Origin of the sequence: Burkholderia stagnalis (genome assembly GCF_902830275.1) — a bacterium.
Classification (GTDB): Bacteria; Pseudomonadota; Gammaproteobacteria; order Burkholderiales; family Burkholderiaceae; genus Burkholderia; species Burkholderia stagnalis.
The window spans coordinates 205,693-220,160 of the sequence record NZ_CADESW010000003.1 but is presented as its reverse complement, the minus strand read 5'-3'; the positions used below and the strand labels follow the sequence as shown (position 1 = coordinate 220,160).

Sequence of the window (14,468 nt, the reverse complement as noted above, 5' to 3'; positions counted from 1 at the left end):
GCGGCGCACGCATCGGGCGCGCGTCATGCCTGCGCCGGCTGCAACGCGGACGGGCCCGTGCACAGCCCGCGCACGACCCGGCGCAGCCATTGATGCGCGGGGTCGCTCTGGAAGCGCGGATGCCACGCCTGCGTGATCAGCACGGTTTCGAGCGGCACCGGCAGCTCGAAGGTACGCACGCCGAGCCCCGCCCGCACGGCGCCGCGCGCGAGATGCTCGGGCAGCGGCAGGATCAGGTCCGACTCCTGCAGCGCGAACACCGCCGCGTACGGCGTCGGCACGACGAGCAGCACGTGCCGCTGCAGCCCGCGTTCGGCCAGCGCGGCGTCGATCGGCCCGGACGTCTTGCCGCGCCGCGACACGCCGATGTGCGGCCAGCGCGCGAACCGCTCGGGCGTGATGTCGTCGTTGAAGATCGGGTGACGGTTGCGCGCGAGCCCGACGAACGTCGTCGTAAACAGCGGCTGCACGCGGATCTCCGGCCCCAGGCGGCGCGACGCGCTGATGAACAGGTCGATGCTGCCGCTGCGCAGCGCGTCGTCGTCGAGGTCGTCTTCCTCGGGCATGAAGCGCATCATCGCGCGCGGCATGCAGCGCGCCATTTCCTCGAGGAGCTGGCTGCTGTGCATGCCGACGAAGATGTCGTTCGCGCGCACGCTGAACTGCTTGTCGAGCGTGCGCAGGTCGACTTCGGCGCTCGGCGCGAGCAGCTGCGACGCGCGCTCGACCGCCTCGCGCACGACGCCGCGCAGCGCGAGCGCGCGCGGCGTCGGCACCATCTTGCGGCCGGCCTGCACGAAGATCGGATCGCCGACCGTCTCGCGAATGCGCGCGAGCGTGCGGCTCATCGCGGGCGGGCTGAGGTTCATGCGCCGCGCCGCGCCGACGACGCTGCCTTCCTCGAGCAGCGCGTCCAGTGAAATCAGCAGATTCAGGTCGGGTGCCATCGAGTTCTCCAAGTGCATGCCGCGCAATGGTAGTGCGCGACACGACCGCCTGGCGTCAGTGCGGCGCACGCATCGATTGCGCGCCGCATCATGCGCGGCGCACGGGTGCATGCGACACGCGCGGCGGCGCGCTCATTCGTGCGCGCCGGCATGCGACGGCGTACGCGCCGCGTCGGGCGCCAGCGCGCGAATGCCGGCGAACGCACCGTTCACGTACATCAGCGGGTTGATGTCGTCCGACATCGCGACGCGCGTCACTTCGCCGACCAGGATCGAATGCGAGCCCACCTCGAACTGTTCGAGCGTGTCGCAGAAGAACGACGTCTGCGCGTTCTCCAGGTACGGCAGGCCCGTCGCGGCGTCGATGCGCCACGCGCCGTGCGCGAAGCGCGCGTCGGAACCGGACACGCTGCACGCGAGCGCGAGCGGCGCGTGGCAGCTCTGCAGCGCGTTGACGCAGAAGCGCCGGCGGCCGGTGATCGATGCGTGGATGCTGGCCTGCCGGTTGATGCAGACGAGCACCGTCGGCGGATCGAGCGACACCGACGTAAACGAGCTGGCCGTCATCGCGCACGGCGCGCCGGCCGGGCCGCCGCCCGTCGTCACGATCGTCACGGGCGCGGCGACGCCGCGCATCGCCCGTTTCAGTTGCTGCGCAAGTTCCACGGTATTCGGCATGATGCGGTTCCATCGCGAGAGACCCCGGCGCCGCGCCTGCTGCCGCGCGGCGCCGGGGCGAAGCGTCACATCTGGTACGCGTCGGCCCAGGTCCAGTCGTACGACTTGAAATCGGCGCGGCGCGACTTCAGCTCGGCGTCGCGCGCGCGCTGCTCGGGGCCGTCGGGCAGGTGGAACACGCCGCCGTTGCCGGCGGACGCGAGCTGGATGCGCGCACTGCGATCGATGCGCAGCCGCTGGTACTCGCGCAGCGCATCGCCGAGCGCGTCCTTCGACGCGAGGCCCGTCACGCAGCGGCCGAGCACGACCGCGTCCTCGAGCGCCTGCGCGGCGCCCTGCGACTGGTACGGCAGCATCGGATGGCACGCGTCGCCGAGCAGGCACACGCTGTCCCACGCCCAGCGCGCGAGCGGCTGGCGATCGTGCAGCGACCAGCGGCTCAGGTCCGACGCGCAGCGGATCAGGCCGACGAGCCGCGGGTCCCACCCGTCGAGCTCCGCTTCGAGCGTCGCGCGGTCGCCCTTGCTGCTCCACGATTCGCGCGTGCTGCCGTCGCCCGGCACGATCACGACGAGGTTCAGCAGCGTGCGGTCGCGCACCCAGTAATGGATCGCGTGCCGGCCGGGGCCGAGCCAGATCGTCACCTGCGGTTCCGCGACGATCTCGAACACGTTCGAGCGCGGGTCGATCGCAGCGGCGGGAATCAGCGCGCGATACGCGTCGTCGCCGCTGTAGTGCGGCGCGTCGTCGCCGAGCAGCGCCTGGCGCAGCATCGAATGGATGCCGTCCGCCGCGACGACGAGATCGGCGCGCCAGCGCGCGCCGTGCGCATCGAACACGGTCGCGCCGTCGGGGCCATGCGCGTCGAGGCCGCGCACCGCGACGCCGCCGCGCACGTCGACCGGCCGGCCCGCGCCGGCGGGATCGCGCGCGGCGTCGAGCAGCACCGCATGCAGGTCGGCGCGGTGCGCGTTCCAGTAAGGCGCGTTGAAGGCCGCCTCGACGCCCGCGCCGAGCGGGAACGTGCCGAGCAGGCTGCCGTCCTGCCAGCGGCGGCGGATCGTGGCGGTGGGCGCGACGGCCGCGAGCCGCCGCTGGTCGAGCACGCCGAGCGCGCGCAGCGCGCGGGTCGCGTTCGGCACGACCTGCAGGCCCGCGCCGACTTCGCGGAACGCCTTGCTCTGTTCGAGCACGGTCACGCGATGGCCGGCGCGGCGCAGCGCGAGCGCGGCGGCCAGCCCGCCGAGCCCCGCGCCGACGACGATCGCGCTGAGTGAAGTGGTGGTGGTCATGAGCGGGTTCGCCTCTCGTCCTGGATTGATCGATGCGGCGTCACAGGCGCGGCAGCACGTCGCGGGCGAACACCTCGAGGTTGTTGCGCATCAGGTCGAACGGCTGCGCGCCGTAGTCGATGTGCCACAGGATCACGTCGAGGCCGAGGTCCGCCTCGAGCGCGCGGATTCGCTCGCGCACGGTGTCGGGCGTGCCGAGCACCGCGGTCGCGTCGAGGTCGGCCGTGTCCATTCCGCTCATCTTGTTCTTCATCGCCTCGTTGTAGCCCTGGTACGCGGACGACTGCACCTGCTCCCACGATTTCGCGGCATCGGCGAAGTAGCGCCAGTGATGGCGCAGCCGCGGCTCCGCGAGCTGCAGCGCGTGCGCGTCGCTGGTGCCGATCATCAGCGGGATGCTGATCGCGACCTGCGGCTTGCGGCCCGTGTGGCCGTGATGCCGCTCGAACGTGTCGCGATACAGCGCGACCATCTCCTGCGTCTTCGACAGCGCGGCGCGGCGCGGCGGCGCGGCCATCAGCAGGTTGAAGCCGCGCTCGCCGATCCATTCGAAGCTCGACGGCGTGAGCAGCGCCGCGACCCACACGGGCGGGCTCGGCTGCTGCGTCGGGCGCGGCAGCGAATGCGCATCGCGGTAGCGGAAGAACGGCGTGTCCTCGCTCGCGGATTCCTCCTTCAGCAGCCGCACGGTGGCGTCGATCGTCTGCTGGAAGCGCGCCTTGCTCGAATCGAGGTCGATGCCGAACGCGTCGAATTCGTACGGCAGGAACGCGCGCGCGAAGCCGAGCTCGAGCCGGCCGTTCGAAATCGCGTCGAGCTGCGCGGCCTCGGCCGCGAGCTGGATCGGGTGGTGGAACGACGCCTGGATGCCGCCCGTCATCAGCCGGATCGACTGCGTCTGCGCGGCCGCCGCGGCCAGGAACATCAGCGGCGACGGGCTGTAGCCGCCGTACGGCTTCAGGTAGTGCTCGGTCATCTTCACGTAGGCGTAGCCGAGCCGATCGGCCAGCGCGCTGAGCCTCAGCGCCTCCGCGTAGTAGTCGGCCGCGGAACGATCGGTCGGACCGGTATCGGGCAGGAAGGACACGCCGAACTTCATAGACACCTCACAGGTTGATGTGCTGCCGTTGTCTGCAAAGGGGAAGCGGTGCCGCGATTTGTTGCGTCCCCGTTTCATCGGAAACAAGATCGCTCGCAATCTGCTTGCAAGGATGATCCAATCATAGGATGATTGGACGTATGCAAGTCTTACACGATGCAAGCGTTGCTGCAAGCGTTGCTCAGTTCCGCCCGCAAGCGGGCATCCCGAGGGCAGGCTGAAGTCGGACGAGCCGGCCTCTCCATATCTGGCGAGGAGTCACGGATGAACTCTCTTCTTTCGGTTTCTGGCAAGGCGCTCAGAATGCGGCGGGTCGTACATGCCGCGTCGGGCAAGTGTCTGATGGTGCCGCTCGACCACTCGCTGGCCGACGGCCCGATCGCGAACCCGCAGCAATTGCGGGACATCGTCGGCGACGTCGCCGCGCACGGCGGCGATGCGATCGTCGTCCACAAGGGGCGCGCGCGCTTCCTGTCGCCGGACGTGCTGAACGATCTCGCGCTCGTCGTGCACCTGAACGGCAGCACTCGCTATGCGGACGATGCGAACGCAAAGACGCTGTTCGCGAGCGTCGAGGATGCGCTCGCCTGCGGCGCGGACGCGGTCAGCGTGCACGTGAATCTCGGCTCGAAGACGGAAACGCAGCAGCTGCTCGACCTGAGCCGCATCGCGGCCGAATGCGCGCGCTGGTCGATGCCGCTGCTCGCGATGATCTATCCGCGCGGCCCGGGCCTCGGCGATCGTCCGCAGGCCGAGCTGATCCAGCATGCGGCGAACGTCGCCGCCGATCTCGGCGCGGACATCGTCAAGCTGCCGTACAGCGGCGACCCCGCGAGCATGGCCGACATCATCGCCGGCTCGTCGCTGCCGGTGCTGGTCGCGGGCGGCGCGAAGCTGCCGGAAGACGAATTCGTCGCGTTCACCACGCGCGTGATGAAGGCCGGCGCGATGGGCATCGCGGCCGGGCGCAACGTGTTCACCGCGCCGAAGGTCGCGCCGCTGATCCGCCGCTTGTCCGACGCGGTGCACGGCGTCGAGCGGCAAGCCGCGCATCTCGTGGCCTGAGCCGGGCCGCACCCGGCCGCCATCCGGCGCATATCCGGCCTGCATGCCGGGCTTCCCTGACAACGAAGGATTCCCATGAATGCGTATCCATGGATCGACCTGCGCGCGCTCGGCGCGCAGGCGGGCGCCGTCGCGGCCGACGCGGCGCGCAGCGGCGTGCGCCGTTTCGTGCTGGACGAAGCGAGCGCGAGCGTGACCGACGCACCCGCGCGCGCGGTGGTGTCGCGTGCCGGCGCCGTGCAGCTGGTCGACGACGCGGCCGCGCCGCTCGCGGGCCGCCGCGTGCGGATCGACGGCGCACGCGATTTCGACGCGGCGCGCGACGCAATCCGGCGTCACGCGTTCGTCGTGATCGACTACGCGCTCGCGACGACGGTGCCGCTCGAACGCTTCCTCGCCGATGCCGGCGCGCGCGCGTGCCGGATCGTCGTGTCGCTGGCCGAGCCGCATGCCGCCGCGTATCTCGCGCGCAAGTACGAACACGCGCCGGTCGACATCGCGTTCGCGCCGCGCGACGCGAGCGCGCTGCGCGACGTGCTGGCCGCGTGCGGCGCGTCCCGTCCGCTCGAATCGTTGGCGATCGAACAGTTCGAGGTACTGAGCGTCGAGCCGCTCGGCACCGGCCCGCACGCGATCGTTGACGGCTGCTCGCGGCTCGGCGACGACGAATCGGTGCTGGTCGGCGCGACCGCGACGAGCATGCTGCTCGTCAAGGCCGCCGACGGCCCGCACGACGTCGCGCAGCCGCTCGCGTTCGCGATCAGCGCGGGCTCGGCCGAGTCGTTCGTGTCCTGCGGCGGCGCACGCACGCGCAAGCTCGCGCTGCTGCGCTCCGGCGAGCGGATCCTGACGGTCGGCGCGGGCGGCGCGCTGCGCACCGTCGTGGTCGGCCGCGTGCGGATCGAAGCGGCGCCGCTCGTCGCGCTGCATGCGCGCAGCGCGTCCGGCGCGCGCGCGAGCGTCGTGATGCGCGCCGATCGCCCCGTGCTGCTCACGGCCGACGACGGCGCGCGCGTCGCGCTGTCGGAGCTCGCCCCCGGCCGCCGGCTCGCCGGCGTCGAGCCGGGCATCGGCTGGATCGACTGCCGGATGCAGCCGCGCGCGTCGCGGCTGGTCGTGGCCGTCGATCGTCAAGTTGCTTCACCCCGTCATTAACCCGGTTGTATTCCCACTCGCAGGAGATTGGCCTTGAAGAAGCTTTCCTGGATTGACCTTCGCAAAGTCGGCGAACTTGCGGACGAAATCACCGAAGAAGCATTGCACGTCGGCGTGTCCGCGTTCGTCGTGAAGGATCTGGAGCAGGCGCGGCGGCTGCCGCCGAGCGCATGCAAGGTGGCGGTCGTCGAGCGGCCGCCCGTCGACACCGAGCTGCTCGAGCACGTGCAGATCGTGCTCGTGAAGGACGGCTTGCCGGTCGATTTCGCGCTGCCGGCGAGCGTCGAGGTCGGCGTGTTCATCGAAGTGACGGGCGAGGCGTCGCTCACGCGCGCGTGCGAGCTGGCGACGGCGACGCCCTGGCTGCTCGTCGAATTCCTGCAGGACCCGAGCAAGATTCCGCTCGAGATCCTGCTCGCGGCCGCCGATCGCGCGAGCGGCGGGCTGATCACGATCGTCGCCGATCTCGAGGATGCGGAAGTCACGCTGAACGTGCTGCAGCGCGGCCCCGAAGGCGTGCTGCTGACGCCGACGCAGGTCGGGCAGGCGACGCAGCTCGTGTCGATCTGCAGCGACACGGTGGAGGATCTGCAGCTCGAGGAGATCGAGATCGTCGGGCTCACGCACCTCGGGCCGGGCGAGCGCGTGTGCGTCGATACGTGCTCGCGGTTCGAGCAGGACGAGGGCATCCTGGTCGGCTCGTACTCGACCGGGATGATCCTGATCAGCAGCGAGACGCACCCGCTGCCGTACATGCCGACGCGCCCGTTCCGCGTGAACGCGGCCGCGCTGCACTCGTACGTCGTCGCGCCGGACAACCGCACGCGCTATCTCGCGGAGCTCGAATCGGGCGCGGAGATTCTCGCCGTCAACGTGAAGGGCAAGGCGCGGCGCGTCGTGGTCGGGCGCGCGAAGGTCGAGACGCGTCCGCTGCTGCTGATCGAGGCGAAGAACGCCGCGAATCGCGCGATCAACATCATCGCGCAGGACGACTGGCACGTGCGCGTGCTCGGGCCGGAAGGCAGCGTGCACAACATCACGGAGCTCAAGCGCGGCGATCGCATCCTCGGCTATACGCTCGACGCGCAGCGCCACGTCGGCTATCCGATCCGCGAGTTCCTGCACGAACAATAATCTTGCGTCATCGCGACGGCGATCGTGCGGCGCGCCACGCATCGCGCCGGGCAGCGGGCGCACCCGCGCGATCCGCCACGCATCAGGAGGGCATTCATGGAACAGGCAGCAAAGGTAATAGTGGATACGCTGTTCGGCCGCTGGCGCAGCCGGATCCTGTATGCGGGCACGCGGCTCGGCGTGTTCGATGCGGTGACTGCGCACGCGCACGTGCCGGCGGCCGCGCTCGCCGCGACGCTGAACGTCGACGCGCCGCTGCTGTACCGGCTGTTGCGCGCGCTCGCGTCGATCGGCCTGCTCGACGAGGACGCGCAGCGCGGCTTCCGCGCGAGCGCGTCGGGCGCGCTGCTGCACGCGGACGCGCCGGGCACGCTGCGCGATTTCGTGCTGCTGCAGGAGGGCCCGGAGCACTACGCGATCTGGGCGCACTTGCCGGACATGGTGCGCGACGGCCGGCAGAACGGCTTCGTGCGCGAGTTCGGCGCGATGGCGTTCGACTACGCGAAGGATCACGTGCGCTACCGGACCGACTTCAAGCGCGCGATGTCGAGCTTCTCGACGGTGCAGTCCGAACGCGTCGTCGATGCGCTGCGCGATGCGGCGTTCGCGCCGGGCGCCGAAGTGTGCGACATCGGCGGCGGCCAGGGGCACATGCTGTGCAGCCTGCTCGCGCAGTTCCCGGCACTGTCGGGCATCGTGTTCGACCTGCCGGAAGTGATCGGCGGCGAGAACGAATCGTGGGCCGCGCGCATGGGCGTGAGCGCGCGCTGCCGGCAGGTCGGCGGCAACATGTTCGACGCGGTGCCGGCTGCCGACGTCTATCTGCTGAAGCTGATCCTGCACGACTGGAACGACGACGAATGCGTCGCGATCCTGAAGCGCGCGCGGCAAGGCGCGCGGGACGGCGCGCGCGTGTTCGTGATCGAGCGCGTCGTGCCGGGGCCGGACGTCGCGCACCACGCGAAGCTCTACGACATCCACATGATGTGCTGGGGCAGCGGCCGCGAACGCACGCGTGACGAGTACCACGCGCTGCTCGACGCGGCCGGCTGGCGGCCGGCCGGTATCCGGCATGCGTCGGACGGGCAGATCGACGTGATCGAGGCGCTCGCCGCGTAGCGTTGGTGGATGATGGTGTCGTTACCGGGGCGGCGCGTGCGATGCGCCGCCCCGGCCCCTGACTTCAGCGGCCGAGCGGGTCGCGCGTTTCGAGCCAGGTCATCTGCGGCTTGAGGATCGCGAGGGTCGCGCGCACCGCCTTGTTCTCGTCGCGCTGCTCGATCGCATCGAGCACCGCCTGGTGCGCCTTCATGTCCGGTTCGGGAATGTCCGCCTCGTCGAGTTCGACGAGCACGTCCTCGACGTTCGCGAGAATCGAGCCGGAGAAGTAGCGGTATAGCGCTTCGAGCGCATGATTGTGCGAGGCCGTGGCCACGGCGATGTGGAACGCGCGGTCGCGCTCGACGAACGTCTTCACGTCGCCCCACGTTTCGCGCTCGCCGCGCGCCTTCAGCAACGCGTGCAGGATCGCGAGATCCTCGTCGGTGCGCCGGCGCGCCGCGTAGCGCGCGCATTCCGTTTCCAGCATGCACTGCAGTTCGAGATGGTCGCCGCGCGCGGCGCGGTCGACGTCGCGCATCGTTTCCGCGGGATCGACGTTGCGCCGCACGTAGGTGCCGTCACCCTGGCGCACTTCGAGCACGCCCGAATACGCGAGCGTGCGCACCGCCTCGCGCACCGTATTGCGGCCCACCGCCAGTTGCTTGGCTAGATCGAGTTCGGTGGGGATCCGGTGGCCGACGCGCCAGATCCCGGAAGTGATGTTGGATTTGAGGATCTCGATCGCGGAATCGACGAGGGAGTGTCGTGTGGCCGGGGGCAGGCTTGACATAGGTATGTCACTTGAAACTTGGGATTGACGCTATCCTATCATCCGACCATTCATTTAGGCATTCAGAATAACGACATCCAATCGTGACAAATTGTTAATCCTGCATGAATAGACGCAACGCGCGGCAAGTTCACGGAATGCGCGGATTCTGACGGCAACATCGCCGCGCGCCGAGCGTTCGCGCGCGGCTCGGCACGCGTGCGTTTGATGCATTGGACGATTGCGGGCGGCGGCATTTACCGCCCGTCGCGCGAGAGGAATGATTCCCATTCTCGAATCGGTTGGGCCGCCGTGGTGCGCGCGGCCTTCCCTGGCCTGGCGGCCCATCCCTTTTGCACTGCTCATCGCTGGTTTCCGGGTTGCTCATATGGTTCAACGACACGTCGGCCGCTGCGCGCGGCCGGGATTCATCCTGCCGCGCGCGGCGCTTCGGCGGATCCGGAACGGGGCGGCGGCATTCGCGTGCGCCGCCGCCGCACCGGCCGTCGCCTTCTCGCAGGGCGCGGCCGATGCCGCCGATGCGCAACTGCTCAAGCCGATCGCGGTCGACGGCCGGCGCGAAACCGGCATCGGCCCGCTAAACGGGATTGCCGCCGACGTGTCGCGCGCCGGCACCAAGACCGACACGCCGCTGGTCGAGGTGCCGCAGGGGCTGTCGGTCGTCACGCGCGCGCAGATGGACCAGCAGGACGTGCACAGCGTCGGCGACAGCCTGCGCTATACGCCCGGCGCGTATGCGGATTCGCGGCTCGGCGGCGTGCTCGAGAGCGTGTTCCTGCGCGGGTTCGGCGGCTTCGCGGCGGCGGCGATCAATCCGCAGATGCTCGATGGCCTGCCGTTGCCGAAAGGCGTGAACTGGGCGGCCAGCTTGGTCGATCCGTCGACGCTCGAGCGCGTCGACGTGCTGCGCGGCCCTGCGTCGGTGCTGTACGGACAGGCGAGCCCGGGCGGCATCGTCGACATGGTCAGCAAGCGGCCGACGCGCGACGCGCAGCGGCTGCTGGCCGTGCAGGCCGGCAACCGCGATCGCGCACAGGTCGCCTTCGATTTCAGCGGGCCGCTCACGCAGGATGGCCAGTGGGCATATCGGATCGACGGCCTCGCGCGGCGCGCGGACGAGCAGACGGACTATTCGAAGCAGCAGCGCGTCGTGATCGCGCCGTCGCTGACGTGGCGGCCGAACGCCGACACGAGCCTGACGCTGCTGACGTCCTATCAGCGCGACCCGTACAACGGCTTCGCCGGCTGGCTGCCGGCGCTCGGCACGCGATGGCCGGGCCCGACCGGGCAAATCCCGACGCAGTTCTTCCCGGGGTTGCCCGATTTCGATACCTACGACCGCAAGCAGGCGATGATCGGTTACGCGTTCGAGCATCGCTTCAATCCGGCGTGGAAGGTGCGGCAGAACCTGCGCTATACGCACCTCGACGTCGACTTCAAGGGCGCGGCCGTGAACTTCAACGCGCCGTACGTCGCGCCGGGCGTGCTGAACCGTTCGTTGTCGTGGTCGCGCGAGCACGTGAATCACGTCGCGCTCGACAACCAGGCGGAGGTGCGCGTGCCGACCGGGCCGGTCGAGCACACGGTGCTCGCCGGGCTGTCGTACGAGCACGCGGTCGCGACGATGAGTTCGTCCGGGTTCGGCGCGGCGCCGCCGCTCGACACGCGGCATCCGGACTACGGGCAGCCGTTCACGGTGCCGCCGCTCGCGCAGCAGACGCGTCAGACGCCGGACCGGATCGGCGTCTACCTGCAGGACCAGATCCGCTGGGATCGCTGGGTGCTCACGCTCGGCGGCCGTGAGGAATGGGCGCGCACGGTGACCGACGACCGGCTGAGCGGCGCGTCGGCGCGGCAGAGCGAGCGCGCGTTCACGTGGCGCGCGGGCGCGGTCTACCTGTTCGACAGCGGCTTCGCGCCATATGCGAGCTATTCGACGTCGTTCGAACCCACGCTCGGCACGCGCTTCGGCGGCCAGCCGTTCATGCCCACCAAGGCGGACCAGGTCGAGGCCGGCGTGCGCTACCAGTCGCCGGACCAGCAGCAGATGGCGTCGATTGCCGCGTTCGATATCCGTCAGCGCAACGTGCTGAGCGTCGATCCCGAGCATCCGTTCTTCAACGTGCAGTCGGGCGAGGTGCGTTCGCGCGGCATCGAGCTCGAAGGGCGCGCGCGGCTCGGCAAGCGCATCGACGTGATCGCCGCGTATACGTATCTCGACACGACCGTGCGCGCCGATTCGAATCCGGCCGTCGTCGGCAAGCGCGTGGCGGCGGTGCCGCGCCATCTCGCGTCGCTGTGGCTGAACTACGATGTCGCGTGGCAAGGGCTGCGCGGGCTGAGCATCGGCGGCGGCGTGCGCTACATCGGGCGCAGCGCGGGCGACAACGTCAACACGTTCGACGTGCCGGCCGTCACGCTCGTCGATCTCGCCCTGTCATACGATCTCGGCGTCGAGCGCGCCGCGTTGAAGGGCTGGCGCGTGGCCGCGCACGTGAACAACCTGTTCGACCGGACCTACGTGTCGTCGTGCTTCTCGGCGGGCGGGTGCTTCTACGGGCCGCGCCTGAGCGTGACGGGGGATATCAGCTACCGGTGGTGAGCGTGCGTCATGCGTATCGTTCGTATCGGTCAACAACGCATTTCCAAAAACGAAAGGCTTGTTTGGGCGGCTCGCACGCGCTGGTCGCGCATTGCAGCAGGTATTTGATCGAGCGGCGAAATTCGCGTTTCGCGAATCGGATCGGCCAGCGCATGGCGAGAGGTTTTGCGAAAGCCGAAAAGTTGAATTGCCGATCCGGCTATTCAAGCGGAATCGCATGCGGTCTACGATGGGTTCGACGCATCGACGCATCGACGCATCGACGCATCGACGTATCGACGCATCGACGTATCGACGCAATCTGCTGATGCAGATCGTTGCTGAAACAACCATCTGGAGGCCGCCATGAAATCCCTCGTTCCCACTCTTGCCCTGTCCGCCGCGCTCGCTGCGCTGCCGGCCGTTGGTTTCGCGCAGTCGTCCGGCGCAACGTGGCCCGCGAGCGCCGCGCCGCAAAGCTGGTCGGCGGCGCGCGCAGAGACCGATGCGCAGCTCACGCAACTCACGCGCGTCGGCTATCGCGCGACGACCGAGGGCAACCAGAACTATCCGCTCGCGATGCAGCGTGCGCTCGCGCGTGTCTATGCGCCGGTGCCCGACCGGTCGCGCGAGGAGAAGGCCGCGATGCAAGCACAGGCGGCAAGCGACGCGCAGGGCGGACACCCGGTCAAGGCGTTCTTCGTGAAGACCGCGTACTACCTGAAGGGCGAGAACACGTTCTGATGCGCATGCCCGCGCCGCGTCGGCATGGCGCGACGCTCACCGCGCCCGCGCGCCGCGCGGGCCGCCTACCTTCCTGCCGAGCCTGAATGATGAAGCCTGCGAAGAAGACCAAAGGTCGCCGGCCGCTGACCCGCGAATGGCTGCTGCCGTTGCCACCTGCGCACGTGCGCGACATTTCGCTGAAATGCCACATGGCGCTCGTCGCGCTGCGCGGCAATTGCGGACACGAGGAACTGCTGCTGCGCCTGCGCACGAGCGTGTATCTGCTGTTCGTGTCGCTCGACGATGTCCGCAAGCAGGCCGCGAGCGTCGAGCTGTGCCTCGAGGCCGAACGCGTGCTCGATGCCTGTGCGCAACGCGCGGCCGACGGCGCGGCGTGGGCGCTGCGCGACGACGAATGCGCGGCGCTCGAACGGGTGCTGACCGCACACGACACCTGCGTCGCGACGCTGCCGCGCGTGCGGCTTGCCGACCTGTGGCGCCATGTCTGCGCGTTCGCGGCGAGCGGCGTGCGCGCGCCGCTGGCGCTGGCCGTCGCGAGGATGCGCGAGCACGAAGCAGGCGGCATCGCGATGGCAGCGGCCTGAGCGCCCGACGCCGCAAAAGAGAAAAGGGTGCGACGGATTCGTTCCGTCGCACCCTTTTCACATGGCCCGCTGGCGGGGCCGATGCGCGCGGCGGGGGCCGCCGTGCGCATCGCGTCGTGTCGCGGGCTTAAGCCGCCGCGGCCGGCTTCGCCGGCTTTTGCAGCTTGCCCTTGCCGGCGCGCTGGATTTCATCGAGCTTGATCTCGACGTGGCGCGAGAACACGTACTCGGCCGGGCGCTGCTTGTCGATCGGAATGTCCGGCGCGAACGGGCCGTCGGTCTTGATGCCCTTGCGGTTCACCGAGAACGCCTTCAGCGGATGCGCGATCGTGTCGAGCACGGCGGTCGCCTCGAAGCCGCAGTGGACCATGCAGTCCGCGCACTTCTCGTAGTTGCCGACGCCGTAGTTGTCCCAGTTCGTGTCTTCCATCAGTTCCTTGAAGGTCTTCACGTAACCTTCGCCGACCAGGTAGCACGGCTTCTGCCAGCCGAACACCGTGCGCGCCGGGTTGCCCCACGGCGTGCACTTGTAGGTCTGGTTGCCGGCCAGGAAGTCGAGGAACAGCGACGACTGGCTGAACGACCAGCGCTTGCCGCCTTCGCCGCGCTTCAGGATCTCGCGGAACAGGTTCTTCGTCTTGTCGCGGTTCAGGAAGTGCTGCTGATCCGGTGCGCGCTCGTATGCGTAGCCCGGCGACACCGTGATGCCGTCGACGCCGATCGGCTTGAGCGTATCGAAGAACTTCGCGACGCGCTCGGGGATCGCATCGTTGAACAGCGTGCAGTTGATGTTCACGCGGAAGCCGCGGCGCTTCGCTTCCTTGATCGCCGCGACGGCCTTGTCATAGACGCCGTCCTGCGACACGGAGTGATCGTGCATCTCCTTGTCGCCGTCGAGGTGGACCGACCAGACGAAGTACGGGCTCGGCTCGTAGTCGTCCATCTTCTTTTCCATCAGCAGCGCGTTCGTGCAGAGGTACACGAAGCGCTTGCGCTTCATGATGCCCTTGACGATTTCCGGCATCTCCTTGTGGAGCAGCGGCTCGCCGCCGGCGATCGACACGATCGGCGCGCCGCACTCGTCGACGGCCTCGAGGCATTCCTCGACGGACAGGCGCTGGTTCAGGATCGGATCCGGATAGTCGATCTTGCCGCAGCCGTTGCACGCGAGGTTGCAGCGGAACAGCGGCTCGAGCATCAGCGCGAGCGGATAGCGTTTGTTGCCGGACAGGTGCTGGCGCATGATGTATGCGCCGACACGGGCTTGTTGGAGCAGCGGAATAGACAAGAGTTGT

Annotated in this window: 14 protein-coding genes; 7 read left to right on the top strand and 7 right to left on the bottom strand. The window is 69.1% G+C overall.

Annotated elements, in window-relative coordinates; all coding sequences use genetic code 11:
- Nucleotides 1–23: 23 nt before the first annotated feature.
- The 4 genes from HWY45_RS08010 to HWY45_RS07995 form a co-directional block, all read right to left on the bottom strand.
- Nucleotides 24–947, bottom strand: a complete 924-nt coding sequence (locus HWY45_RS08010; protein ID WP_059879271.1) for a LysR family transcriptional regulator — start codon at nucleotides 945–947, stop codon at nucleotides 24–26.
- A gap of 132 nt (nucleotides 948–1,079) precedes the next feature.
- Complete coding sequence (locus HWY45_RS08005; RefSeq protein ID WP_059879572.1) at nucleotides 1,080–1,625, bottom strand: flavin reductase family protein; 546 nt, start codon at nucleotides 1,623–1,625, stop codon at nucleotides 1,080–1,082.
- A gap of 65 nt (nucleotides 1,626–1,690) precedes the next feature.
- Nucleotides 1,691–2,917 carry an FAD-dependent monooxygenase gene (locus tag HWY45_RS08000; RefSeq protein ID WP_059879273.1) on the bottom strand — a complete coding sequence of 409 codons (1,227 nt, stop codon included), beginning with the start codon at nucleotides 2,915–2,917 and terminating at the stop codon, nucleotides 1,691–1,693.
- A gap of 40 nt (nucleotides 2,918–2,957) precedes the next feature.
- Nucleotides 2,958–4,004 (bottom strand): LLM class flavin-dependent oxidoreductase, encoded by a 1,047-nt coding sequence (locus HWY45_RS07995; RefSeq protein WP_230942513.1) that lies wholly within the window; start codon nucleotides 4,002–4,004, stop codon nucleotides 2,958–2,960.
- A 276-nt stretch (nucleotides 4,005–4,280) separates the two neighbouring features.
- Here HWY45_RS07995 and HWY45_RS07990 point away from each other — a divergent pair, with 276 nt between their 5' ends.
- From HWY45_RS07990 to HWY45_RS07975, 4 genes are all read left to right on the top strand, one after another.
- Nucleotides 4,281–5,081 carry a class I fructose-bisphosphate aldolase family protein gene (locus HWY45_RS07990; RefSeq protein WP_081059848.1) on the top strand — a complete coding sequence of 267 codons (801 nt, stop codon included), beginning with the start codon at nucleotides 4,281–4,283 and terminating at the stop codon, nucleotides 5,079–5,081.
- Nucleotides 5,082–5,156: 75 nt separating this feature from the next.
- Entirely contained in the window at nucleotides 5,157–6,236 is a 1,080-nt protein-coding gene (locus HWY45_RS07985) for a 3-dehydroquinate synthase II domain-containing protein (RefSeq protein WP_059879284.1), read from the top strand.
- 33 nt (nucleotides 6,237–6,269) lie between these two features.
- Nucleotides 6,270–7,370 (top strand): 3-dehydroquinate synthase II family protein, encoded by a 1,101-nt coding sequence (locus HWY45_RS07980; RefSeq protein WP_059879288.1) that lies wholly within the window; start codon nucleotides 6,270–6,272, stop codon nucleotides 7,368–7,370.
- 96 nt (nucleotides 7,371–7,466) lie between these two features.
- Nucleotides 7,467–8,489 (top strand): methyltransferase, encoded by a 1,023-nt coding sequence (locus HWY45_RS07975; RefSeq protein ID WP_059879291.1) that lies wholly within the window; start codon nucleotides 7,467–7,469, stop codon nucleotides 8,487–8,489.
- Nucleotides 8,490–8,553: 64 nt separating this feature from the next.
- Here the strand turns inward: HWY45_RS07975 and HWY45_RS07970 are convergent, their stop codons facing one another.
- Entirely contained in the window at nucleotides 8,554–9,261 is a 708-nt protein-coding gene (locus HWY45_RS07970) for a FadR/GntR family transcriptional regulator (protein ID WP_059879294.1), read from the bottom strand.
- Between the two features lie 54 nt (nucleotides 9,262–9,315).
- On the bottom strand, nucleotides 9,316–9,606 hold the full coding sequence (locus HWY45_RS07965) for a hypothetical protein (protein WP_124596452.1): 291 nt from the start codon (nucleotides 9,604–9,606) through the stop codon (nucleotides 9,316–9,318).
- A gap of 22 nt (nucleotides 9,607–9,628) precedes the next feature.
- Here HWY45_RS07965 and HWY45_RS07960 point away from each other — a divergent pair, with 22 nt between their 5' ends.
- From HWY45_RS07960 to HWY45_RS07950, 3 genes are all read left to right on the top strand, one after another.
- Nucleotides 9,629–11,863 carry a TonB-dependent siderophore receptor gene (locus tag HWY45_RS07960; protein ID WP_230946781.1) on the top strand — a complete coding sequence of 745 codons (2,235 nt, stop codon included), beginning with the start codon at nucleotides 9,629–9,631 and terminating at the stop codon, nucleotides 11,861–11,863.
- A gap of 345 nt (nucleotides 11,864–12,208) precedes the next feature.
- Nucleotides 12,209–12,586: a hypothetical protein gene (locus HWY45_RS07955; RefSeq protein ID WP_059879296.1), complete on the top strand. Its 378-nt coding sequence runs from the start codon at nucleotides 12,209–12,211 to the stop codon at nucleotides 12,584–12,586.
- Between the two features lie 89 nt (nucleotides 12,587–12,675).
- Nucleotides 12,676–13,173 carry a hypothetical protein gene (locus tag HWY45_RS07950; protein WP_059879580.1) on the top strand — a complete coding sequence of 166 codons (498 nt, stop codon included), beginning with the start codon at nucleotides 12,676–12,678 and terminating at the stop codon, nucleotides 13,171–13,173.
- A 127-nt stretch (nucleotides 13,174–13,300) separates the two neighbouring features.
- Here HWY45_RS07950 and hpnH read toward each other — a convergent pair whose 3' ends face one another.
- Nucleotides 13,301–14,461 (bottom strand): adenosyl-hopene transferase HpnH, encoded by a 1,161-nt coding sequence (gene hpnH, locus HWY45_RS07945; protein WP_059565086.1) that lies wholly within the window; start codon nucleotides 14,459–14,461, stop codon nucleotides 13,301–13,303.
- Between the last annotated feature and the right edge of the window lie 7 nt (nucleotides 14,462–14,468).